Source organism: Helicobacter salomonis (genome assembly GCF_017979425.1).
GTDB lineage: Bacteria > Campylobacterota > Campylobacteria > Campylobacterales > Helicobacteraceae > Helicobacter > Helicobacter salomonis.
Genome location: NZ_JAERIS010000001.1, coordinates 1 through 23,662, shown reverse-complemented (window position 1 = coordinate 23,662; position 23,662 = coordinate 1). Strand labels below are relative to the sequence as shown.

At 46.8% G+C, this 23,662-nt stretch carries 19 protein-coding genes; 7 read left to right on the top strand and 12 right to left on the bottom strand.

Translation table 11 applies throughout. The features are described 5' to 3' along the window. Positions 1-37: 37 nt before the first annotated feature. The 3 genes from KCO92_RS00095 to fliI all read right to left on the bottom strand — a co-directional run bounded on the left by KCO92_RS00095 (position 38) and on the right by fliI (position 3,601). The gene (locus KCO92_RS00095) at positions 38-1,018 is read right to left on the bottom strand and encodes an iron-sulfur cluster assembly scaffold protein (protein ID WP_104695064.1); all 981 of its coding nucleotides are present in this window, start codon (positions 1,016-1,018) and stop codon (positions 38-40) included. 15 nt (positions 1,019-1,033) lie between these two features. Further along, a complete protein-coding gene (locus tag KCO92_RS00090) occupies positions 1,034-2,200 on the bottom strand; it encodes a NifS family cysteine desulfurase (RefSeq protein ID WP_104695065.1) in 1,167 nt (388 codons plus the stop codon). A gap of 87 nt (positions 2,201-2,287) precedes the next feature. Then, positions 2,288-3,601 (bottom strand): flagellar protein export ATPase FliI, encoded by a 1,314-nt coding sequence (fliI, locus tag KCO92_RS00085; protein WP_104695066.1) that lies wholly within the window; start codon positions 3,599-3,601, stop codon positions 2,288-2,290. Between the two features lie 84 nt (positions 3,602-3,685). Between fliI and tig the strand changes: the two genes are divergently transcribed. From tig to gyrB, 7 genes are read left to right on the top strand one after another with little or no spacing between them, the layout of a single operon-like run. Beyond that, the gene (gene tig / locus KCO92_RS00080; protein WP_104695067.1) at positions 3,686-4,987 is read left to right on the top strand and encodes a trigger factor; all 1,302 of its coding nucleotides are present in this window, start codon (positions 3,686-3,688) and stop codon (positions 4,985-4,987) included. Between the two features lie 13 nt (positions 4,988-5,000). Beyond that, positions 5,001-5,594: an ATP-dependent Clp endopeptidase proteolytic subunit ClpP gene (gene clpP, locus KCO92_RS00075; RefSeq protein WP_104695068.1), complete on the top strand. Its 594-nt coding sequence runs from the start codon at positions 5,001-5,003 to the stop codon at positions 5,592-5,594. After that, positions 5,595-6,116, top strand: a complete 522-nt coding sequence (gene def / locus KCO92_RS00070; RefSeq protein WP_104695069.1) for a peptide deformylase — start codon at positions 5,595-5,597, stop codon at positions 6,114-6,116. It begins immediately after the preceding gene. Further along, a complete protein-coding gene (locus KCO92_RS00065) occupies positions 6,116-7,639 on the top strand; it encodes a YifB family Mg chelatase-like AAA ATPase (protein WP_104695070.1) in 1,524 nt (507 codons plus the stop codon). The genes def and KCO92_RS00065 overlap by 1 nt, the downstream gene beginning before the upstream one ends. A gap of 3 nt (positions 7,640-7,642) precedes the next feature. Continuing rightward, complete coding sequence (locus KCO92_RS00060) at positions 7,643-9,688, top strand: heavy metal translocating P-type ATPase (protein ID WP_104695071.1); 2,046 nt, start codon at positions 7,643-7,645, stop codon at positions 9,686-9,688. 9 nt (positions 9,689-9,697) lie between these two features. Further along, positions 9,698-10,993 (top strand): chromosomal replication initiator protein DnaA, encoded by a 1,296-nt coding sequence (dnaA, locus tag KCO92_RS00055; RefSeq protein WP_104695072.1) that lies wholly within the window; start codon positions 9,698-9,700, stop codon positions 10,991-10,993. Positions 10,994-11,042: 49 nt separating this feature from the next. Further along, a complete protein-coding gene (gyrB, locus tag KCO92_RS00050; protein WP_104695073.1) occupies positions 11,043-13,346 on the top strand; it encodes a DNA topoisomerase (ATP-hydrolyzing) subunit B in 2,304 nt (767 codons plus the stop codon). A 6-nt stretch (positions 13,347-13,352) separates the two neighbouring features. Here gyrB and KCO92_RS00045 read toward each other — a convergent pair whose 3' ends face one another. The 9 genes from KCO92_RS00045 to arsR all read right to left on the bottom strand — a co-directional run bounded on the left by KCO92_RS00045 (position 13,353) and on the right by arsR (position 23,292). After that, positions 13,353-14,468: a YbfB/YjiJ family MFS transporter gene (locus KCO92_RS00045; protein ID WP_104695095.1), complete on the bottom strand. Its 1,116-nt coding sequence runs from the start codon at positions 14,466-14,468 to the stop codon at positions 13,353-13,355. Positions 14,469-14,854: 386 nt separating this feature from the next. Further along, complete coding sequence (gene dnaK, locus KCO92_RS00040; RefSeq protein WP_104695074.1) at positions 14,855-16,729, bottom strand: molecular chaperone DnaK; 1,875 nt, start codon at positions 16,727-16,729, stop codon at positions 14,855-14,857. Positions 16,730-16,750: 21 nt separating this feature from the next. After that, positions 16,751-17,272 carry a nucleotide exchange factor GrpE gene (gene grpE / locus KCO92_RS00035; RefSeq protein ID WP_104695075.1) on the bottom strand — a complete coding sequence of 174 codons (522 nt, stop codon included), beginning with the start codon at positions 17,270-17,272 and terminating at the stop codon, positions 16,751-16,753. Between the two features lie 13 nt (positions 17,273-17,285). After that, positions 17,286-18,083, bottom strand: coding sequence for an HrcA family transcriptional regulator (locus KCO92_RS00030; protein WP_104695076.1), 798 nt, complete (start codon positions 18,081-18,083; stop codon positions 17,286-17,288). A gap of 411 nt (positions 18,084-18,494) precedes the next feature. Then, entirely contained in the window at positions 18,495-19,592 is a 1,098-nt protein-coding gene (locus KCO92_RS00025; protein WP_104695077.1) for a citrate/2-methylcitrate synthase, read from the bottom strand. A 43-nt stretch (positions 19,593-19,635) separates the two neighbouring features. Further along, the gene (locus KCO92_RS00020) at positions 19,636-20,358 is read right to left on the bottom strand and encodes a YebC/PmpR family DNA-binding transcriptional regulator (protein WP_104695078.1); all 723 of its coding nucleotides are present in this window, start codon (positions 20,356-20,358) and stop codon (positions 19,636-19,638) included. 9 nt (positions 20,359-20,367) lie between these two features. Next, a complete protein-coding gene (gene hemB / locus KCO92_RS00015) occupies positions 20,368-21,333 on the bottom strand; it encodes a porphobilinogen synthase (RefSeq protein WP_104695079.1) in 966 nt (321 codons plus the stop codon). 9 nt (positions 21,334-21,342) lie between these two features. Continuing rightward, a complete protein-coding gene (locus tag KCO92_RS00010) occupies positions 21,343-22,602 on the bottom strand; it encodes an ArsS family sensor histidine kinase (protein ID WP_104695080.1) in 1,260 nt (419 codons plus the stop codon). 6 nt (positions 22,603-22,608) lie between these two features. Beyond that, the gene (arsR, locus tag KCO92_RS00005; RefSeq protein ID WP_104695081.1) at positions 22,609-23,292 is read right to left on the bottom strand and encodes an acid response regulator transcription factor ArsR; all 684 of its coding nucleotides are present in this window, start codon (positions 23,290-23,292) and stop codon (positions 22,609-22,611) included. Positions 23,293-23,662 lie beyond the last annotated feature (370 nt).

Genomic DNA, 23,662 nt, shown 5'->3' with positions numbered 1-23,662 from the left:
TTATAGCACAAAATTGATAATCAGGCCCCCCTCTTACTTAAATAGGCAACACGCGGATGTGTTCGTCTAAATACTGTTGCAACACTCCTTCGATGGCATATAAGGTTCCTGTAGATGCGCTCGCGCACCCATCACACGCACCCATGTAGCGGATATACACATCCACAAACCCTCCGCCCTCTTTAATATCTAAGATTTCCAAGTTACCTCCGTCCATCATGAGCATGGGGCGAATATGCACATCAATGGTCTGGTCGATGGCCTTGACTTTTTGCACCATCGTCATGTCTACAAAAGCCAAATCCCCACTCAAGGATTTTTGTGCATTCTGCTTGAGTGCTTCCGTCTGCATTTCGGCGTGCACATCTCTTAAGATATCCACTAAGTAATGCTCCCTAGCTTCGTGCCCGCCCGGCTGTACGCAACTCTTGCAAAAACCCCCCGCCTTAGTATATTGGGTGATCTCCTCCACACTCTTGAGATCATTGAGTGCGATCACCTCCTTGAGCGTTCCCAAACTTACCCGTGCACATTCACACACAATAATCTCGCTCTCAAAGTCTTCGGGGTTCTTGCCTAAATACTGCCCGGCGGCTTGTTTAATCACATCGTAAGCCATCACAGAGCAGTGCATTTTTTGCCCAGGCACAGCAGGCACATCGGGATGATCGCGCAGGCTATGCTCCACATCCAAATTTGTGATCTTGACGGCATCCTGCACCCGCTTACCCAAGCAAAGTTCAACCATCATGTCCGAGCTCGCAATGGCTGTGCCACACCCAAAACTTTTAAACTTAGCATCCACAATCACGTCCGTCTTGGGGTCTACCAACCAATAAAGGCGCACCGCGTCCCCGCAAGCCTCTGCACCATAGTCTGCAACAATGAGCTTCCCCCCTTTAACCTGTGCCTCCTCCTCTGTAATAACCCCCAAATGTGTGGGGTTATCCATGCGTCTGCTCACTTCTTTAGAATAAGCATCCCACAAAGCGCCACCGAGTAAATTCTTCTTTGCCATGCGATCTCCTTTCTTTTATAAGCCATAAGAGCTAGAAATATTGCGCAAACGCTTCACCGCTTTTTGGAAAGCTTGGATGGTATAATCAATCTCCTCCGTCTTATTAAAACGACTCAGAGAAAAGCGAATTGCGGTGTGGGCAAGCTCCTTATCTGCACCAATGGCTACCATCACTGGGTTGGCCTGCAAATCCTCACTCGCACACGCACTCCCCGTAGAAGCAGCAATATTGGCGCGATTCAAATCCCAAAGCATCGCCTCGCCTTCGATTCCACGCACACTGACTAAAGTCGTATTGGGCACGCGGTGTGTGCGATCCCCGATCACAAAAACATCTTGAATGTCTAACAACGCATCCTCGAGCTTATCGCGCAATTCCCCAACCACCTTTTTTTCATACTCTAAATGCTCTTGAGCTAGACGCATCGCCTCACCCATCCCTATGATGTAGGGCACATTCAGAGTGCCACTACGCCGTCCATGCATGTGCTCTCCGCCGTGTAACAGGGGAGTGAGCTCCACACCAGAGCGGATGTAAAGCCCCCCAATGCCCTTGGGTCCATGAAATTTATGGGCCGAGAAGGAGAGAAAATCCACATGTACTCGGCGCATATCCACGGGAATCTTGCCAATAGCCTGCACCGCATCGCTGTGAAACAATACACCCTTCTCTTTACACACTGCTCCAATTTCTTCAATGGGGAAGATAAGCCCGGTTTCATTGTTTGCCCACATCACACTCACCAAAGCGGTTTTATCGGTGATGGCTTCTCTGACCTGTTCTGCGCTAATGGTGCCCTGTGCGTTAATGGGTAAATAGGTAACCTCCATCCCCACACTTTCCAGAAATTCGCATGTAGCATGCACGGCCGGGTGCTCGACCTCTGTGGTAACAATGTGGCTCTTCCCATGCTTGAGATAGGCATCAAAGTACATGGATTTGAGCACCCAGTTATTACTCTCTGTAGCACAAGAAGTGATGATAATGTCATCTTCATTGCGCGCTCCCACCCCTGCGTAGAGCTTGTCGAATGCCTCTAAGATAGCCGGATGAGTCTCTGTCCCAAATTTATGCAGGGAATTTGGGTTACCATACTGTGCCCCAAAATAAGGTTGCATCAAGGCCTGAACCGCAGGGTCAACTTTAGTTGTTGCATTGTTGTCTAAATAAATACGTTCCATCGAAAAATCCTAATTGAAGTAGAGTTTGTATGTATAATGGTCATTTTCATGATGAAAATGGTATACCACGCTATCCTTTAGCCAATCTTAAGATTCTTGCATGAGCGCGATTAACTGCTGGATACTGGTGTTACTATGCACAATTTCCTCCTCTTCTTGTAACATGAACGCTTCCATACTTGCCTTTTTGGCGATCGCCTCGTCTAAATCTGCATCAAAACCCTGTTGGTAGGAGCCAATACGGACTAATACTTCGTTTTCCTTAAGCAGGGCGTAAAGTTTACGAAATTTGCGCGCGGCTAGCATGTGTGCTGGCGCACTCACTTCCTTGCTCACCCTAGAAGCAGAGTTTAAGATATTGATGGGCGGGTAAATACCATGATCGGTGAGTTCACGGCTGAGCACAATATGCCCATCTAGGATACTGCGCGCTTGATCAGCGATGGGGTCAGAGAGATCATCACCTTCTACTAACACGGTAAAAAATGCCGTGATACTCCCCTTGTTTTTCTCCTTGCCCGCGCGCTCCATCAGTTGGGGCAATAGGGTGAGAGCAGAAGGAGGGTAGCCTTTGCTCGTGGGGGGTTCGCCCATTGCCAGTCCAATCTCGCGCTGGGCCATCGCAAAGCGGGTAATGGAGTCCATGAGAAATAGCACATCATGGCCTTGATTTTTGAAATACTCCGCTACACTCATCGCACAGAACGCGCCGTATTTGCGCATCAAGGGCGAATCGTCGCTGGTAGCAACCACAAGCACGGTGTTATCCAAATTGCCCTGTAAGTTTTTGTGGATAAATTCGGGAATTTCACGCCCCCTCTCTCCAATGAGCGCGATAACCTTAATGGGAGCGTTGCATCCGCGCACCACCATGCCCATGAGTGTGGATTTACCCACTCCGCTCCCCGCAAAAATACCTAATTTCTGTCCCTTGCCACAGGTGAGCAAAGCATCAATGCTCTTAACCCCTACCCCAAAGGGTTCATCGATCACACCTCGATCTAAAGGCTTCATCGGCTCTACCATCACGGGTGCAAAGCTGCTGGCGCGCACAAAACCTAGTCCATCTAGGGGATTACCCAAAGGATCGAGCACGCGCCCTAGTAAGCCCTCTCCCACAGGAAAGCTCAACCCCTCCTTGGCAAAGAGCACCCGATCTCCCACCTTACACCCCTCTACAAAGGAAAAGGGTGTGAAGCCAAATTGATGTTGTTCAACCACCACCACCATTCCTAGGCATTCCTTGCCATCACCCCGTTCCACTTTAACCACATCTCCCACGGAAGGTAAAAACCCCTGCACAAACACCATATTGGGCAAAATTTTGCAAACCATGCCATAGCGAGGTGAGAGATCGCGCGCGAGTTGTAGACGGGCTTTAAGTGCTTCTAAAGAAGACATGATCCTCCCAAGATTTTATTGTGGATTAACGCATATTTAGTTAGAATGACCCCTTTATTATACTCAAACCTCAAGGAGTTGTGGATGGATTTAGAGACTAAAAGGCTAGATGGAGCTAACGCACGCATCCATGCCAAGCCTTCTATGCAGGATTTTGAAGAAAAATCCAAAAAGATTGCCCAGAAGATCGCCAAAAGCACTAAATTAGATGGTTTTAGAAAAGGTAAAGTTCCTCTAGACATTGTCAGACAGCGCTATCAAGGGCATATTGAACAAGAATCGCAAAAAGAATTGCTCGATTCCGTCTTGCGTGCGGGTGTGGAAGCCTTGGAACTCGCTCCGCAAGAAATGATTGGGAATCCAGCTATTCTCAAATTTAGCAGGGAGGACACGCACTTTGAAATTGAATTGGGCATTGGGCTTAGACCCACTATTGATCTCTCTGGCGTAGAGGCGTGTATTCCCAGTTTTTCCGTAGAGGAGATTACTCAAGCTCAGGTGCAAGAGCGTTTGGATCTCTTAGCCAAAGAACGATCTACTTTTTCAGACGCTCCAGAAGGGAGCGCTGTAAGCAAAGGGCATGGGGTAGTTGTAGATTTTGAGGGCCTACTGGATAATCAGCCCTTTGAAGGCAATCGGGCACAGAATTTTGCTCTCATCGTGGGAGAAGGTAGACTTGTAGAGGGTTTTGAGAAAGAGTTGGTAGGGATGAAAGTGGGGGATGAAAAATATTTTTCAGTGCATTTTCCCAAAGATTATGCCAACACCACTTTAGCAGACAAGGAGGTTTCTTTCCGTGTCAAGCTCCACCAGATTCAAGTGCGCAAAATTCCAGAAATTGATGAAGAGTTTGTCAAGGCCGTGCTCAATCAAGAAAAGGAACCCACTTTAGAATTGCTCCAGCAAAGAATTAAAGATCAACTTTTCTTAGAGGCTAAAACCAAGCTCTATAATCAGGAGTTGAAGGAACGCCTCATCGACAATTTGGATAATGCACTCTCCTTTGATCTACCCAGCACAATTGTAGAGCAGGAAATGGATCTGTCTTTGCGTCAGTCTTTACAGGGCATGCCTGCAGAAGAAATTAAAAGACTTCAGGAAAATCCTGCCAAGGTGCAAAAAAAACGCGAGAGTTTCAGAGAAAATGCACTCAAAAGCGTCAAGGTAACTTTCATCATCGATGCTTTGGCTAAACAAGAAAAGATTGAGGTGCAGGACAATGAGGTGTTCCAAACCCTCTATTATGAGGCGATGGCCACTAATCAAAACCCCCAGCAGTTCATCGAACACTATCAAAAAAACAACATGCTTCCCGCTGTTAAAATGGCGATGGTCGAGGATCGTGTGCTCACTTTCTTGCTCGACAAGCATCTAGCCAAAGCTTAAAAAGGAGGGTTTCTTGAATTATGTTCCCATTGTTGTTGAAAAAACAGGGCGTGGGGAGCGCAGTTACGACATTTATTCGCGTCTTCTCAAAGATCGCATTGTCTTGCTCAGCGGAGAAATCAATGATGCTGTAGCGTCGGTAATAGTCGCCCAATTGCTTTTTTTAGAGGCCGAAGACCCCGAGAAAGATATTAATCTCTATATCAATTCCCCCGGGGGTTCTGTTACCAGTGGCTTTAGTATTTATGACACCATGAACTACATCCATCCAGATATTTGCACCATCTGCGTTGGTCAGGCTGCTTCGATGGGCGCGTTCTTGCTCAGTTGTGGAGCTAAGGGCAAACGCTTTTCTCTGCCCCACTCTAGGATTATGATCCACCAACCCCTAGGGGGTACACACGGTCAAGCTGCCAATATCGCCATTTACACCAAGGAGATTTTGCGCCTCAAAGATTTACTCAATCAAATCATGGCAACCAACACCGGACAACCCCTAGAAAAGATCGAACAAGATACCGATCGCGATTTTTTCATGAGTGCGCTAGAAGCTAAGGAATATGGGCTTGTAGATGAAGTGTTAGTCAAAAGTTCTAAGCAGGCTTAGATGGCGATTTTAGAAGTTTTACAATATCCTAATAAGAAGTTGCGTATGCGCTCTAGCGAGGTGCGTGTGTTTGATGCGGAGTTGCATACACTCTTGGACAACATGCACGAAACCATGCTAGCCCGTAAAGGCATTGGTTTAGCAGCTATTCAGGTAGGTGTGCCCAAGCGCATCCTCATCATCAACTTACCCCAGGGAGAGGAGGAGACGCAGCACCCCGAGGATTGCCTAGAGATCATCAACCCCGTGATCACGCATACAGAGGGGAGTGTTTTATGGCGGGAGGGGTGTTTGTCCGTACCTGAATTTTACGAGGAAATCGAAAGACATGCTAACCTCACTCTAGCCTATCAAGATCGCCACGGCACGCCTAAAATGTTGCAAGCCAGCGAGCTTTTAAGCGTAGCAATTCAGCATGAGATGGATCACCTCAATGGGGTTTTATTTGTGGATAAACTCTCTATGCTCAAGCGTAAAAAATTTGAAAAGGAATTTAAAAAAGCCCTCAAGAGCGAGAGTTAATGCACGCACAAGTGCATGTCAATACCCTTTATTGCTCTACGATGCATGGCGCAAGCGCTAAAATTGTAGAGGTAGAGGGGAGTTTTACGCGTGCCCTGCCTGCCTTTGTGATTACTGGTCTTGCCAATAATGCAATCCAGGAATCTAGGCAGCGCGTACAGGGGGCGCTGCAAAATAACGGTTTTGCCTTCCCACCCTTGAAAATCACCATCAATCTTTCTCCCTCCGATCTGCCTAAAAGTGGAAGTCATTTTGACCTACCCATGGCGCTCTTGATCGCTTTACAGAGAAACCCCCTTAAACATACTTGGTTTGCCTTTGGGGAATTAGGTTTAGATGGTAGAATCAAGCATAGTGATGCAATTTTTCCCATGCTCTTGGATATTGCCCTGCAAGCCCCCAATGCCCATGTGATCCTGCCCCAGGCTGGGCAAGAACTCTTTAGTTTGATCCCCAACCTGCATTTGCACTTTGTAGAGCACTTGAAGCAAGCTTTAGAAATTGTCACTCAGAACAGCCAAGTCCCGCGTACCCATACCCCTAAACTCCCCTTTGAGTATTTGCACATTGGTGATATGCCTTACTACTATACACGAGATTTTTCCCTAGATTTTAGCGATGTCAAGGGACAAGAGCGCGCCAAACAAGCCGCGCTTGTTGCTGCTGCGGGGATGCACAATATTATCTTTGAGGGTAGCCCGGGTTGTGGAAAAAGCATGATTGCCAAGCGCATGCGCTACATTTTACCCCCCAGCACCCTAGATGAAATGATCACCTCTACAAAATTGCGCATTTTGAGCCATCAAGAGGGCACCTACACGCCCTTAAGAAGTTTTAGAAACCCGCACCAAAGTGCGTCTAAGTCTAGCATTTTAGGCTCGACACAAGCCAACAACCCTAAACCCGGGGAGATTGCGCTCGCCCACAATGGGGTTTTATTCTTTGATGAATTGCCCCATTTCAAAAAGGACATTTTAGAAGCTCTAAGAGAGCCGATGGAAAATAACCAGCTTGTAATCTCTAGGGTGGCTAGCAAGATCGCTTATGATACTTCATTTCTCTTTGTGGGGGCAATGAATCCCTGCCCTTGTGGCAATTTGATGGATAGTTTTAAGGTCTGCCGTTGTTTAGAAAAAGACATTATCGCGTATAAAAACCGCCTAAGCGCGCCTTTTTTAGAACGCATCGACCTCTTCGTACAGATGACTCCTACAGATGTGCAAGCTAAAAGCACGCAGACTTCCGCACACATGCACCAACAAGTCTTAGAAGCCTTTAAGATGCAAAAATCCAGAGGGCAAACCTGCTTAAATGGCAAACTCTCTGAGCAAGAGATCGCTCAATATTGTCCTTTAGATTCACAGGCGCAATATATTTTAGAACAAGCAATTTTACGCTATGGATTCTCTGAGCGTGTGATTGAGCGCACTAAAAAGGTTGCGCGCACCATCGCCGATTTAGCGAGCTGTGTGGCAATCCAAAAAGCGCACATCTTACAGGCACTCCAATTTAGAAAGGTTTGAGCGATGCAAAAATACCACTTCACCGGGCTAGATTGCCCCGATTGCGCCAATAAACTAGAGAGCGCACTCAACAAACAAAGCTATGTCCAAGAGGCGCGTGTGGTTTTCAACACCAATACGCTCTATCTTAAAACCCAAGACATGCCCAAAGCCCTAGCCCTCATTAAACAACTAGAACCTGAGATGGAGCTCTCCGCTGAAGCTCAAAGCGAGTCCAAACCCAGCGCGACACCCTTACTCGTTAGCATCGCGCTCTACTTAATAGCGATAGCCACCATCCATTTTAGCACCCAAAATTGGGCACTTTATTTAAGCTATGTGGTTTTAGCCGGGGTGTATGTAGTTGCGGGCAAAGATGTATTCTTGGGCGCACTGCGTGCCATTAAAAATAAGCAATTTTTTGATGAAAACACGCTCATGCTCAGTGCCACCATTGCCGCCTTTGGTGTGGGCGCACATGAAGAGGCTGTCTCCATCATGGTTTTTTACTCCGCAGGGGAGTTTTTACAGCAGCTGGCCATCGCGCGCTCCAAACAATCCCTGCACGCGCTCCTAGATGTCGCGCCTAATCGTGCGGTGCGCAAAGTAGGGCAGGAAATGCAAGAGGTCGAGCCTAGCGTGCTAGCCATTGGGGATATAGTCGTGGTCAAGGTGGGGGAGAAAATCCCCACGGACGGCGTGGTGCTCAGTGGAGAGAGTTTGCTAGATCAAAAAGCCCTTACCGGTGAATCCTTGCCCGTGAATGTCAAGGAAAATAGCCCCGTTTTAGGGGGAAGTATCAATCTTAAGGGCGTGCTAGAAATCCAAGTAAGCAAGCTTTATGCAGACTCTTCGGTGGCTAAGATCGTAGATTTAGTCTCTAATGCGGTGAGTCAGAAATCTCAAACCGAGAAATTTATCACCACTTTTGCGCGCTACTACACCCCTGCGGTGTTTGTAATTGCTCTTTTGATCGCCCTTGTCCCCCCCTTGCTAGGACATGGGGACTTTGACACTTGGATTTATCGCGGACTCTTTGCCTTGATGGTAAGTTGCCCTTGTGCGCTGGTGATCTCTGTGCCTTTGGGGTATTTTGGAGGTGTGGGGGCGGCTAGCCGTGCGGGGATTTTGATTAAGAGCGTGCAAACTTTGGAGGCACTTAGTCAGGTGAAAAATATCGCCTTTGACAAGACGGGCACTTTGAGCAAGGGAGAGTTTAATGTTGTGGATGTTGTGCCCATTGCCCCTTTTTCTAAAGAAGATGTACTCACCCACGCTGCTTGTGCGCAAGTTCTCTCCACCCATCCCATCGCCATTTCCATCCAAAAAGCCTACAAACGCCAATGCCAACACGAGGTCAAAGACTATCAAGAGATCGGCGGGCTGGGTGTGCAGGCTAGTTGCCACGCTCATCTCATCATCGCAGGCAATGATAAGATGTTGCACAAATACAATATCCCTCATGACACCTGCAGTTTAGAGGGCACCGTTGTGCATGTGGCTGCCAATGGGCAGCATGTGGGCTATATTGTGGTAGCAGACATGCTCAAAGACAATGCCAAGGAATGCCTAGATGGACTCAAACATGCGGGTGTTGAGCACATGTGTATTTTGAGCGGGGATAATGAATACAGCACCAAGCGCGTGGCTGAAGAATTAGATTGCCCTTATTACGCTAATCTCCTGCCTGAAGACAAACTCAAGGCTTTTGAAGAGTTTCAAGCTAAACACGCGCATAAAAGCGTGTTTGTGGGCGATGGAATCAACGATGCGCCCACTTTAGCGCGCGCAGATGTGAGCATGAGCATGGGCTCGGCGAGCCAAATTAGCAAGGAGAGCGCGGACATTGTAATCACCAATAACTCTTTAGAATCCGTGCTCAAAGTCTTTAAGATCGCCAAGAAAACCAAGCGAATCATCATTGAAAATATTGTTTTTGCGCTGGGGATCAAAGCGATGTTTATTGTCCTGGGCTTTTTTGGGATTGCAACCCTTTGGGAAGCAGTTTTTGGGGATGTGGGCGTAACTTTGATTGCGCTGGCTAATTCTATGCGTACCATGCGTATTTAAAGAGTGAGCTTGATCGAGCAGATTTGGGAGGCTGTAAAATTGAACATGAGCGAATATGAGTTCAAGACTTACATGCAGCTTTTACACTACGACGCGCATGCCTCTAAAGCCGATCTTTTTGTCTTTTACGCGCCCAATGTGTTGCTATGCCACTATATCAGTGCCAAATACCGCACGCTTTTAGAAACTACCATCGGCGCGCACAAGGGCTATAAGGTGCAGGTACAAGTGCGCCCTAAAAGCCAACAACAAACTACCCCTCCCAAGCCCCTCATTTTAGCCAAAAATAACCCCACCCTGAACCCCGTTTTCCGCTTTGATACCTTAGTAGTGGGGGCGTGTAACCAAATGGCGGTCAAAATTGCCACCCAAGTGGCACGCCAAGCAGGGGTATATAATCCTGTGCTCTTCTTTGGGGGGGTGGGTTTGGGTAAAACCCATTTGCTCAACGCCATAGGCAACCACACCTGCGATCAGCTCAAAAGCGTGCTCTATGTTACAGCCGAGCAATTTCTTAATGACTATGTGTCTGGGCTTAATAGTCGGAGCATGGACAAATTCCAAGAAAAATACCGCTCTTGTGATTATCTCTTGATTGACGATGTACAATTTTTCGCCGGCAAAGAGAAAGTCCAAGAGGAGTTTTTCCACACCTTTAACGCTTTGCACGCCCAAAACAAACAGATTGTGATGACCTCGGACAAACCTCCTAAGGATATTAAAGGTTTAGCCGAACGACTTCTCTCGCGCTTTGAGATGGGCATGTTGGCCAGCGTGCACCCCCCTACCCTAGAGACCAAGATCGCCATTATTGAGCAAAAATGCGCCCAAGATAGTATCACTCTCCCCCAAGAGGTATTGCACTATCTGGCTAGCCATTTAAATGAGAATATCCGCCAAATTGAGGGCACGCTTTTACGCCTGAATGCCAGCGCTACCCTCAGCCACCAGCCTATCACCTTGCAAATGGCACAAAGCATAGTGCAAGAGACTTGTAAAGAGCGCGCCCAAGAGATCAGTTTAGAGCGCATTTTACGCGTGGTCGCCTCCACTCTCAATCTCAAATCCTCTCAAATTCAAAGCAACGCGCGCACGCGTCAGGTCAGTTTGGCTAAAAAAAGCGTGATTTACCTAGCCCGCCAGCTCACCCCCAATTCCTCGAGCGTGATCGCGCAGTTTCTGGGGCTCAAAGACCATAGCGCGGTGAGCAAATCCCTGCGCCTCATCCAAGATGCTATGCTAGAAGACACACAGATTAAACTCCTCTTAGAAGAGATGGCACACAAGCTCCAAACCCATAACTAGCTATGTTATAATAGGCTTTCTCATCTTTAATTCTCAAATAAGGCAGATGATGCACTCTTACATGGGCGATAAAATCAAGGTTCTCAAAGGTTTAGAAGCGGTCAGAAAACGCCCGGGCATGTATATTGGCGACACGGGAGTCAATGGTTTACACCACATGGTCTATGAAGTGGTGGATAATGCGGTCGATGAGAGTATGGCCGGCTTTTGCGATCACATCAAAGTAACTTTAAGTCAATATGGCTCGTGCATTGTGGAGGACAATGGGCGGGGGATTCCTGTGGACATCCACCCCACAGAAGGCATTCCAGCCGCCACGGTGGTGCTCACCATTTTACACGCGGGGGGCAAATTCGATCAAGAGAGCTATAAGGTCTCTGGAGGGTTGCATGGCGTGGGGGTGAGCGTGGTCAATGCGCTCTCTATCAAGCTTATTATGACCATTTATCGAGAGGGACAGATTTACCGACAAGAATTTGAAAAGGGAATCCCCACCACCCCCCTAGAAGTGGTGGGCACAACTAAAAAGCGCGGGACCACGATCGAGTTTTTCCCCGATCCCCAAATTATGGAAGTGGTAGCTTTTGATAGTGCGATACTCAAACGCCGTTTTCAAGAAATGGCGTATCTGAACAACAAGATTACTTTAGAGTTTCACGACCAGCCCGCCCAAGTGCATGAAAGCTACCACTATCAAGACGGCCTGAAACAATTCATTATAGATAGTCAAAAAACCCCACTCATCTCTGAGATCATCGCTTTCAACGCGCAAGTGGAGGGCATGGAGGTGGAGGTGGCTTTGGCCTATAATGAGAGTTACGAAGAACAGACCTTTAGTTTTGTGAATAATATCCGCACCACCGAAGGGGGCACGCATGAGAGCGGATTTAAGATGGGTTTGAGCAAGGCTATTTTGAACTATATCCAAGAGAGTGGCTCTTCTAGAGAGAGTGCTAGCGTGGTACAAGAGGATGTTAGGGAGGGCTTAAGCGCGATCATTAGCCTTAAACTCTTAGACCCTCAATTTGAGGGGCAGACTAAGTCTAAGCTAGGAAGCTCTTTTGTGCGTCCTATCGTGGCTAAACTTGTCTATGAAAAGGTGGCTAAATACTTTGAGGAGAATCCTAGCATCGCTAAGGCGATTGTGCAAAAAGTGCTCTTAGCTGCACGCGGACGCGAGGCAGCCAAAAAGGCGCGCGAGATCACGCGTAAAAAAGATTCCTTGAGTGTGGGGACTTTACCGGGCAAACTAGCCGATTGTCAGAGTAAGGACCCCAGAGAATCTGAGCTTTATTTGGTGGAAGGGGATAGCGCGGGTGGGTCAGCCAAACAGGGCAGAGATCGCGCCTTTCAGGCGATTTTGCCTCTGCGGGGCAAAATCCTCAATGTCGAAAAAGCGCATTTGGGCAAAATCCTCAAATCTGAGGAGATCAAGAACATGATCACCGCCTTTGGGTGCGGGGTGGGCAAGGAATTTAATTTAGAGAAGTTACGCTACCACAAGATTATCATCATGACCGATGCGGATGTGGATGGAAGTCATATCCAAACCTTGTTAATGACCTTTTTCTTTCGCCATTTAAAGCCCTTGATTGAAAATGGGCATGTCTATATTGCCCAGCCTCCTTTGTATCGCTTTAAGAAAAAGAAGATCGAGCGATACCTGCGTGATGAGCGGGAGCTCAACCACTTCTTGATCGAACATGGAATCGACAGCATGGACATCGAGGGCATAGGGCGTAATGACTTGCTAGATTTACTTAAAACTTTAAGCGCGTATCGCTCTATCTTGCAGGAGCTAGAAAAACGCCCCCTTTTAATGGAGGTGTTGCGCTACTTAGTCGAACACGATATAGAGGGCTTGAGTTTCCCTACTCTAGCTGAGCACCTAGAGGAGCTTTTAGAGAGTTTGCATTACCGCATTCTCACACAACAGATTTCAGAACAAAGCGCACATTTCTTTGTGCAGACTTCTTTGGGGCTTGTGGAAGTGGGGATTGATGATTCGCTTTTTAAAGATGCGTTGTTTTTAGAAGCTAAAGCTCTCTTTGCACGGATCGCTGAGATCGACACGGAGGTTTTAGGCATGGACGCGTTGGGATTTTTGGACAAGGTCGAGCAAAGTGCAAGGGCAGGGGCGTATATTCAACGCTATAAGGGCTTGGGCGAGATGAACCCTGATCAACTCTGGGAGACCACGATGGCACTAGAAAACCGCGCCCTTTTGCGAGTGTCTTTAGAAGATGAGGTAAAAGCCGATGAAGCCTTTAACTTGCTCATGGGCGACGAGGTGGAACCTAGACGCGAATATATCCACGCACACGCTAAAGATGTCAAACACTTAGATGTATGAGTCATTTTATTTAATGGGCAACAACACGGCAAGACTCAAAAACAGGGCAATTCCACAGAAAATAAACAAGCTAGTAAAGCTGATGTAGTGCAGTGCGATGCTAAAAGCAAAGGAAAAAATAGCTTGAGCGATCGCAAAATTAAAGGTGAGCCAGCCGGAGGCGCGCGCAAAGCAATCCTTGCCTACTAGGTGCAAAGCCATGGCATTAATGAGTGTGATATGGCCCGTAGTGGTGCATCCCATCAAGAAAATAGAGAGATTGAGCCAAGTAAGATGAGAAGAATACACCGGCATTAGACACCCAATAGTCTTGATCGCAAGCACGGCGATAAAAGCTTGTTTTAAGCCAATCCACCTGGCCAATAACCCGCTTAAAATCGCACCACAGGCCGATCCAAATCCAAAAAATGCCCATGAAGCGCCTGCCTTTGCATTGCTAAAATGTAGGGTGCGCACTAAATAATCCACCCAAAAGAGGGTGTGGGGTAAATACCCAATGGCATTGAGCATGTTGTTAACCAGCAATAAGACAAAGAAAAAAGAAGGTCTAAACCTCTGTTGATCTTGGTTAGGGCGGGGCGGATGGAGGTTTTTGAGTGTTGCGCATGCAAAGCCAAAAGCTATCAAACTCAAAGTCCCTAATAAAATCCACGCCCAGTGGACTGAAGATGCAAAGAGGGGCAATACAAAACCACTAAAGACCGCTCCCACTCCAATCCCACTGAATATAAACCCACTCACACTGGAGCGCTGTTTTTCTTGTACAAGACCTAAAGACAAGGGTGCGGCTAAAACCATTAATGCTGCAGCAGCTAATCCTGCAATAAAACGCCAAATCCATGCCCAAATAAAGGGCAAAAAATCTAAGAAGCAGGCAAAAAAGCTCAAGGAAATCAAGAAAAGGCTGATTTTAGCGATATTCTCTAAACTCATATATCTTTGCAAAATACCAATCCAAAAGCTTCCAAAGATATAGCCCACCAAAATTGCGATGCCTAGTTGAATGCTTTGATCTTGGCTCAGTCTGCCCGAGATAATGAGCATGGGAATAAGCACCACATATCCAAAACGCGCCAACCCATTAGCCACAAAAGTCGCCAAAAAACAAGCAAAAATGCGCATTTTCATCGAATGACCTTTAAGAGAGTAACTTTATGCACCCTATATGGGAAACGCCTTGTGTATTTTATCCAATTGACGTAAGCAGCTAGTCATTTTATCCCACAACGCGTGAAGCTCTGTCCTTTAGGGCAACAAGTAAGTGAGACTGGTGAAGACCCGGGTGGTAAGAGTTGGATACGTGCATCATAGCCACGCGGGCTATAAAATACAAAGCCTTTCGAGTTGGTGTCCGTTAGGGACGCTTTAGTTAGAAAGTCGTTCTCTTTAGGGGGAATGTTTCACGATAGCATAAACTCAACAACGTCTCACTACCAAAATCAGCAACCCAAAGCACCATGGTAGCAGATAGGGTTTCTAGCCCCCTCTTAGAGGGCTTTAGATAATTGTCACTTGCCTGTTTCTTCGACCTCTGCGTCGATTACATCTTCGTCTTTTTGTTTTTGTTGCGCACTTTGATCCTTTTGCATCATGGCTTCGGTTAATTTGCCAGAAACCTCAGCCAAGGCTTTCATTTTTGCCTCGATGTTTTCTTTTGTGGTGCTCTCATCTTTCAGAGTGGCCTCTAAGTCGCTCAAAGCCTGCTGGATTTTTTCCACTTCGCTGGGCTCTAAACTGGCCTTGTGTTCTTCTAAGCTCTTCTTAGTTTGGTGGGCTAAACTCTCAGCCTGATTCTTAGCCTCTACCACCGCTTTGCGACGTGTATCCTCCTCTTTATGCAACTCCGCATCTTTGACCATTTTTTCAATCTCACTCTCACTCAAGCCACTAGAGCCAGAGATTTTGATTTCCTGAGATTTGCCCGTGTTCTTGTCTTTGGCTGAAACCGTGAGAATCCCATTGGCATCGATGTCAAAGGTCACCTCAATTTGGGGCATGCCACGAGGTGCAGGCGCAATGCCTGTGAGATCAAATTTACCTAAAGACTTGTTGTCCCTAGCAAATTCGCGCTCACCCTGCAAGACCAAGATCGACACGGCGGGTTGGTTGTCCTCAGCGGTGGAAAACACTTGGGCTTTTTTGGCTGGGATAGTGGTCCCCTTTTCAATGACTTTAGTCATCACACCCCCAAGGGTTTCGATGCCCAGACTCAAAGGGATCACATCTAAGAGCAAGACATCTTTCACATCTCCCTTGAGTACGCCCGCTTGGATACTCGCGCCCACAGCCACCACCTCATCAGGGTTCACAGATTTGTTGAGCTCTTTGTTGATGAAGCTTTTGACCCTCTCTTGTACTTTGGGGATACGAGTTGAACCGCCCACTAACACCACTTCAACGATGTCGTCTCTGCGCAAGCCTGCATCTTCAATCACGCTGTCGATCTTGGTAATGGTTTCCTCCACCAAGTCCTCAATCAGGCTCTCAAATTTGGCGCGCGTAAGCTTCCTAACAAGGTGTTTAGGTCCGCTGGCATCGGCAGTGATAAAGGGCAAATTGATTTCTGTTTCATTGGCAGAACTCAATTCTTTTTTGGCATTTTCGCTGGCTTCTTTGAGGCGTTGCAAGGCCATGATGTCTTTTTTAATGTCAATGCCACTCTCGCCTTCAAATTCTTTGGCAATAAAGTCGATGATGCGGTTATCAAAGTCATCTCCGCCTAGAAAAGCATCCCCGCCTGTGGCCAAGACCTCAACCACATTGTCCCCAGTTTCTAGCACGGTTACATCAAAGGTTCCTCCTCCTAGATCGTAAACCATGATTTTCTCAGAACTTTTTTTGTCCAATCCATAAGCAAGAGCTGCTGAGGTGGGTTCATTGATGATGCGCAAGACATTTAGGCCCGCGATAGTGCCTGCCTCTTTAGTGGCTTTGCGCTGGCTATCATTGAAATAGGCAGGCACGGTGATCACCGCCTCGTTTACTTCCTCGCCCAAATAGCTTTCCGCATCCTCTTTGAGCTTCATCAAAATCTTAGCCGAAATTTCTTGAGGGGTATAGACTTTGCCTGCAATCTCAATGGCACATGCCCCATTGCGATCCACAATTTTGTAAGGTAGGCGTTTTTTAGCCTCCTGAGCCTTGTCTTCATTGTTCATCAAGCCCATGATGCGCTTAATGGAATAAATGGTTTTCTCGGGATTGGTGATCGCTTGGCGTTTAGCGCTCTCACCCACAAGAATTTCACCTTTATCCGTGAAGGCAACGATGGAGGGGGTGGTATTCTTACCCTCTTTATTGGCAATGATCTTTGCCTCATTGCCCTCGTAAACTGCCATTGCTGAATTGGTTGTCCCTAAGTCAATTCCAATTACTTTTGCCATGCTGAATCCTTTGTATTAAATTTAATTATTTTTAGCGACGCTGACCATCGCGGGGCGCAACAAGCGCTCTTTATACCTATAACCTCTTTGAAACACCTCCACAATTTCTCCTTCTTCCTTGTGTTCTGTGGCCACATGCATGACCGCATTGTGCACATTGGGGTCAAATTCTGTAGCGCATTCCACACACTCAATCCCGTGTTTTGCTAGCACTTCATGCATTTTGTGCAAAGTGAGCTCTAAGCCTTTGGCAATAGCTTGTGCACCTTCCTTCTGTGCGCTCTCTAAAGCTCCATGCAGGGCATCGATCACAGGCAAAAGGTCTTGGGCAATTTTCTCATAGGCGTATTCTAAGGCCATAGCCTTGTCTTTCTCTAGCCGCTTTTTGGCGTTCTCAAAATCCGCATGGGTGCGCACATAGAGGTCTTGGGCCTCCTTGAACTTCATTTGATAATCGATTTCAGGTTTGCTCTCTACCTCCTCTGGGAGGGTTTCTGCTCCCCGCTCCTCTGGATTTTCTTGCACTTGTTCAGTTGTCGTCATGTCTTCCCTTCTCTTAAGATGCTTGCGCAATCGCGTGGTAAAAGCCCTCAAAATTCTGCTCTAAGCCTCCTACACACAGCATTTTAGTCTCCTCCCCTTGGGCTTTAATAGGCTGTAAAATTCCTAAAAAGCCCCAGGGAAACAGACTTTCAAAATACAAGCCTTCCTTGAGATGCCTAAAGATATGCCCCTCCAAGATGTTTAACAGCAATGTTTCATCACAATGTGCACCCAATTGCGTTAAAAACTCCAAGCCAAAGTAAAGACGCTTTTGATAAAAATTCTCAATCTGCGTAACCAGTCGCATCGCGCATACAGAGAGTGCTATTTGACGGATCGCCCGACATTCCAGCCCCACCAGCTCCCCCACAAAGCGTTCCAGCTTCCTGTGATAATCTAGGGCAATCTGGAGTGCTCCAAAGTCCAAAATGAGCCACCTGTGTGCGTGGTTATGCACAGCTTGCAAACACGCCCTTTGGTAAGACTCCACCACACTGAAAATTCCATAACGCGCGCTCGCCTCTTGTAAACGCTCTAAATCGATCTCCAGACAATCATAGGGATTGAGCCTGGCGCGCCAATAATCCTTGAGAGCTTGGGTGGTGGGTATACGCCCCGCGCTGCTATGGCTTTGGCACAAGACTCCCTGCTCTGTTAGTCGCTTGAAATGATTGCGGATGGTGGCTGAAGAGATAGCCAACATATGGTGCTCTTGGATGGCGTGGCGCAAACTCTCTGAGCCCACAGGCGCGCGGTTTCTCAAATAGGTCTTGATCAAAGTCTCCAAGAGCCATGCTGTTTTAGAACCCATCGCCATCCTTTCTCTGAATTTGAACACATGATAGCATAAAATTTACAGAATTTAGCAATATTTATAAAATATTGCTAAATTTTACGCATTTTAGGGGGTTCTATTACCTCAAAAATTCCAAAGTTGATATAAGTATCATAAACTTACCTAAGATTTTTAACTAATAAAATTTGCTATCAGCGACAATTATTAATATAAAACTACCATGGATACAGACCTTTAAAATTCCATTTTACATAGCACAATGTAGAAACCTGTGGGTAAAATTATCTGTCAAACAAGCCGATCAATGGCTGGATAAATAGCGCCTGTGAAGTTTCCAATAGAAGAGATGGTGCTTTTGTTTGTGGAGCGCTAAGATACCTCTTTGAGGCATGCTAGCGCACAAGAGGTAGGTCTTTTGGATGTTAACTAGCGATCTTGAAGTGGGATAAAAGAGCGTTTAGATGCGCCAGTGTAGGTGGATGTAGGTCTGATAATGCGGTTATGGGCGCGCTGCTCAAAGGCGTGTGCCATCCAGCCTACAGCCCTGGACATCACGAAGAAAGGCGTGTAGTAAAGTCGCTCAAGGCGCATATAGTGATAAACTAACCCACCAAAGAAATCGATGTTATCAGGTAAGCCTTTTTCTTGCTTGACTTTGTCGCGAATCGCTATGGCAATCTCAAAGAGTTTAGGATCGCCTAAATGCTTGAGTTGTTCGGCAAGTTCAAAACCTACCGCGCTCCTAGGATCGGCTTTCTTGTAAACGCGGTGTCCAAAGCCCATGATCTTCTCTTTCTTGGCAAACAATGCGTCGACTTCTTGCAGGGCCTCTTGCACACTATGAAAACGCAAGACAAAAGCAATCGCCACTTCATTAGCCCCCCCATGCAAACGCCCCTTGAGTGTGTTAATGCCCGTGGAAACGCAAGAATACAGGTCTGAGAGTGTGCTAGCCGTAATGCGGTTGGCGTAGGTGGAGGCGTTGAACTCGTGCTCGGCATAGAGAGTTAGCATCGCGTCCATCGCTTTCACTTCTTCTTCTAAAGGAGTACCCGTACGCAAACCTTCTAAAAGGTAGTGCGCCATGCTTTTGTCTGAATTTAGGCCGGCATGCTTGCCCAACTTATGAAGATTATGCCAATAAATCAGAATGGATGGTAGCGCGCCCAATAGACGCAAGGCACAAGTGTCCTGGTTGGAGAAATCCAACTCCTCCGGATACGCACAGCCCAAAGCTACCACGCCCGCTTTCATCACATCCATGGGGTGTGTGCTGACAGGTAAAGCTTGCAAAACCTGTTTTACGATCAGAGGTAGTTCTCTATAAACCTGTAAAGCTTGTTTGAAATGGGCTAATTCGCGCTCTGTAGGCAAGTGCCCTACAACCAGCAAATGCGCCACCTCTTCAAACTCCGCTCTACGCGCGAGCTCTTCAATGGAATAGCCCCGATACAACAATCCCTCTCCCGTGCCCACGCTACAAATAGCTGAAGCCCCCGCTACAACACCCGCCAATCCTTCCATACTAGCTCCTTCATTTAAAATATCAGACTATAGCAAAGCTGTCTTAATCCTCGATATTGCTATACAGCGCGATCACGTCTTCATCTTCTTCAATGCGATCGAGGAGTTTCTCTGTCTCCGCTAGAGCCTCTGGGCTTAAGCGGATAGGGGTGGTGGGCAGGCGTTGCAAGCAAGCTTTATGAAGGGGTAATTTGAGAGCCTCAAACCCATCGCTGAGTTGTTTGAAATCTTGATAATCCCCAATAACAAAAAAGCGCTCGCTATCCATCTCTAGGCTTTCTAAACCATAGTCAATCAAGCCTAACTCCACATCTTCTACACTTAAGCCTAAGGTTTGTAGATCAGCAAGCGTGCCTTCTAGCACGCTTTTGCGCGTAAACATGAATTCTAACGATCCATTTTGCACAATGCTAGCCCCCGGACTCTTGTTGAAATAGCTTTTTAAATTGGCGATGGTGCGCGTGGGGTTGTCGGTCATGCACTCTATAAAAAGCAACACTCCATGGTTTGCCTTGCCCTCATAGCTCACCTCCACCAGTTGCCCCTCTTTACTACTGGCGCGCTTGATGGCCGCGTCAATATTATCTTTGGGCATGTTTTGGGCTTTGGCGTTCAAAATGGCAGTGCGCAATTTGGCATTACTACTTGGATCGCTCCCTGCTTTAGCTGCTAGGGTGATGGCTTTGGCGAGTTTGGGGAAAATCTTACTCATTTTATCCCAGCGTTTTTCTTTAGCGGCACGGCGGTATTCAAAAGCGCGTCCCATGTCTCTCCTTTAGGTGTGTAAAAGTCGTGCGACTTCTTTAGCGTGGTAACTGATGATGATATCTGCCCCTGCGCGCTTGAAGCCTGTCATAGTTTCTAAAAGCAGGCGATCGTAATCCATCAAGTTATGGGCTTGGGCGAGCTTGAACATGGCATATTCTCCGCTCACATTGTAAAGGGCAAGGGGTAAAAGGGTGCGCTCCTTGATCGCGCGCACGATGTCTAAATAAGCTAGAGCGGGCTTGACCATGAGAATGTCTGCGCCCTCAGAAGCGTCGTTTAAACTCTCTAAAATTGCCTCCCTGCGGTTAGCATAATCCATCTGATACCCCTTGCGATCCCCAAAGCTGGGTGCGCTAGCTGCTGCATCCCTAAAGGGAGCATAATAATGGCTAGCAAATTTGCTCGAATAGCTCATGATAGGCAACATGCTAAAGCCATGCGTATCTAGGGTATATCGCAAGCTGGCTACCATCCCATCCATCATCGCACTGGGAGCGAGCATATCCACCCCGCTTCGGGCTAGGACTAGGGCTTGTTGCCCGAGTAACTCTAGCGTGGCATCGTTATCCACACTTTCCCCTTTGAGCACTCCACAATGTCCGTGATCGGTGTATTCACAGTAACATAGATCGGCGATCACGCACATGCGGGGGAATTTGTCCTTGATCGCGCGTGTGGCTTGGGCGATGAGGTGGTTATCATCTAGGGCTGCGCTCCCCTGTGCGTCCTTTTGGCTGGGAATCCCAAATAAGAGCACGGCTTGCAAGCTTAAATCTTGCAGAGTTGCGCATTCTTTCAAGAGTATATCTACACTCATTTGTGCCACCCCAGGCATGGAGGCAATGGGACGCTCAATCCCCACACCTTCGCGCACAAAGAGGGGAGCGATGAAATCTTGGGGGTGTAGGCATGTCTCGCGTACGAGATCGCGCAAGATTTCATGAGAGCGCAAGCGTCTAAGGCGTTTAAACATGTAAATCCTTTAGCTGTCCTTGGTAGAAAATATAGGGTAAAATTCTTTGAGAACACAATTTTCAATGCTAAAGAAATTCACCCCGTCATGGTGTGCGTAAGCCAGCGTAAAACCCAGGGTGTCGAGCGCACTCTTGATGATATACATCCCCAAGCCAAAGCCATGCCCATCGCTTTGGTTTTCATCTTGGAAGTAGGGTCTGAAATAATGCGCCAGGTCTTCTCTCATGGGTTCACCTTGATTGGATACCACAAGATTTTTACCTGTGATTTCAACATGGACCTGTTTGTTTGGGCTGTATTTGAGAGCGTTATCCAGAAGATTTTTAAGCACTAAGGCGAAGAGATCAAAATCTGTATGGAAAGCGCAATTAGGAACATCGGCATGGATGGAGGTGCTGTTATGTTCTAGTAACAACATGTTTTTTACGCGTTCTAATAATTGATCCATCATGAACATGTCTTTGGCAATTTTGTAGTTTTTAGAGGAGAGTTGCTCGATGCGGGCAAATTGTTCGATGAGAGCATTTAGTCTTTGAAAAGTGCGTAGTAGTCGCTCTTTTTGAATTTGATTTTCTACCATTTCTGCAACAATAATGCCCTTAGTGATGGGTGTGCGCAGTTCGTGCATGATTGCGCGCAAGAACAAGATACGCGATTCATTCAAGCCTCTGATTTTTTTAATGGCAGAATCAAAGGCCGCAGCTAAATCCCCAATCTCATCTTGTTGATCAATTTTGCATTCGATATCCATCTTACCTCCGGAAAAAAGATGAACCTTTTTGCGTAGCTCATTAATGGGGATAAAGCCACGAATCACGAAGACAAAGATCATCACAATCAAAAGCCCCCCTATGAAAATGGCCAAATAATAGTTGTGATAAGAGGTTTTTTGGATTTCTTTGTAGAGAATGGTATTCCCATTGCTTTTGAGAGAAATAAAAATCTTATTGCCTACCTTGAGAATGTTGGCCAAGGGGTTGTCATTCCGTTCAATATCTTCACTTTGCTGGGGCGCAAGCACTTCGCGAAGCTCTTTAGAACTAATTTCTTTAAACCCCAATTCATGCAGATACACCTCCGCTGAATAGCGGTTGTGTTTGTCGGCTAAAACCTGATTGATCGTGGTAACAAATTGCTGGTGGCGAATTTGAGTTTGAAAGTTCTCGTGGTCGATTTGCGAGCGGATAAAATAATAAGAAAACGCCCCAAAGCTCGCTAGGGAAACCACAAACAGAGAAACAATCTTGTTGAAAATGGACAAGGGCATTGTGGGCTAGTATTCCAATTTGTAGCCCACCCCCCGTACAGAGATAATGTGCTGAGGTTTTTTAGGATCCTTTTCAATTTTAGCACGCAAACGCCCGATGATCACATCAATGCTCTTATTAGAGCTTTCAGGATTGATCGACTCTGATTCGATAGCGATGGATTCTCTGGAAAAAACATAGCCCCTCTTACTAATGAGCAAGGTTAAAATTTCATATTCGGCACGGGTAAGATCGAGCTTTTTATTGCGCATATAAACCTCACGCGCGTCCTTATCAATTTTAAAAAGGGTATTCTTGGGTGTATCCATACCTCCATGGGCAACTTTTTTATTGTAACGGCGCAGAAGAGATTGAATACGCGCTAACAGCTCCTTGGGATCATAAGGCTTAGGGATATAATCATCTGCCCCATACTCTAGGGCCTTGACCTTGTCATCAATATCGTTACGGGCAGAAGAAATAATAATAGGAATGTCTTTTTGCTTGGAAATTCTCTTACACACTTCAAGGCCATCTAAATTAGGCAGAGTCAAATCTAAGAGTAAGAGGTCGTAGGGCTGTGTCGTAGCTGCGCTAATGCCCGTATAAGGTTCGTCGTAATTCACAACTTCAATGCCATGCTGGAGGAAAAACTCGCTTAAAATTTCCGCTAACTCCACATCATCTTCTATCATTAGGATTTTGATCATCAACACACCTTTAAGGAAGTTGGTGTGGCTACCAGCGCACCCGCACACCACTTACACACTCCGAGAACCTCCAAAACAAGAGACTCCTGCACCAGCACCGCCAAGAGAGAACCTGCAACACAAAGCCGACATCTAACCATCCAACAAGCATAACCCACGAACCATGCAACCCCAGTCAACCCACTCCCAACACAACCCATTGTCCACGATTATAACACAAAACTTGCGTTTTAGAACATGTACGCATCACTCCAGCAAAACCATGGTTGGGTGTTGCCAGTGGTCTACATTCTGTGAACCACCCACCAAAGACGACTGGACTTCTTGTTTCAACAATCCATAACTAGCTATATCCAGTATGTAGCCATAC

Bases quoted from the DNA above. Each gene is read 5' to 3' on its own strand.
- KCO92_RS00010 (WP_104695080.1), bottom strand. From the start codon at position 22,602: ATGCCCTTGTCCATTTTCAACAAGATTGTTTCTCTGTTTGTGGTTTCC.
- grpE (WP_104695075.1), bottom strand. From the start codon at position 17,272: ATGACGACAACTGAACAAGTGCAAGAAAATCCAGAGGAGCGGGGAGCA.
- KCO92_RS00095 (WP_104695064.1), bottom strand. From the start codon at position 1,018: ATGGCAAAGAAGAATTTACTCGGTGGCGCTTTGTGGGATGCTTATTCT.
- hemB (WP_104695079.1), bottom strand. From the start codon at position 21,333: ATGTTTAAACGCCTTAGACGCTTGCGCTCTCATGAAATCTTGCGCGAT.
- KCO92_RS00065 (WP_104695070.1), top strand. From the start codon at position 6,116: ATGCACGCACAAGTGCATGTCAATACCCTTTATTGCTCTACGATGCAT.
- dnaK (WP_104695074.1), bottom strand. From the start codon at position 16,729: ATGGCAAAAGTAATTGGAATTGACTTAGGGACAACCAATTCAGCAATG.
- KCO92_RS00025 (WP_104695077.1), bottom strand. From the start codon at position 19,592: ATGGAAGGATTGGCGGGTGTTGTAGCGGGGGCTTCAGCTATTTGTAGC.
- tig (WP_104695067.1), top strand. From the start codon at position 3,686: ATGGATTTAGAGACTAAAAGGCTAGATGGAGCTAACGCACGCATCCAT.
- KCO92_RS00030 (WP_104695076.1), bottom strand. From the start codon at position 18,083: ATGGGTTCTAAAACAGCATGGCTCTTGGAGACTTTGATCAAGACCTAT.
- def (WP_104695069.1), top strand. From the start codon at position 5,595: ATGGCGATTTTAGAAGTTTTACAATATCCTAATAAGAAGTTGCGTATG.
- KCO92_RS00060 (WP_104695071.1), top strand. From the start codon at position 7,643: ATGCAAAAATACCACTTCACCGGGCTAGATTGCCCCGATTGCGCCAAT.
- KCO92_RS00020 (WP_104695078.1), bottom strand. From the start codon at position 20,358: ATGGGACGCGCTTTTGAATACCGCCGTGCCGCTAAAGAAAAACGCTGG.
- KCO92_RS00090 (WP_104695065.1), bottom strand. From the start codon at position 2,200: ATGGAACGTATTTATTTAGACAACAATGCAACAACTAAAGTTGACCCT.
- fliI (WP_104695066.1), bottom strand. From the start codon at position 3,601: ATGTCTTCTTTAGAAGCACTTAAAGCCCGTCTACAACTCGCGCGCGAT.
- arsR (WP_104695081.1), bottom strand. From the start codon at position 23,292: ATGATCAAAATCCTAATGATAGAAGATGATGTGGAGTTAGCGGAAATT.
- gyrB (WP_104695073.1), top strand. From the start codon at position 11,043: ATGCACTCTTACATGGGCGATAAAATCAAGGTTCTCAAAGGTTTAGAA.
- KCO92_RS00045 (WP_104695095.1), bottom strand. From the start codon at position 14,468: ATGCGCATTTTTGCTTGTTTTTTGGCGACTTTTGTGGCTAATGGGTTG.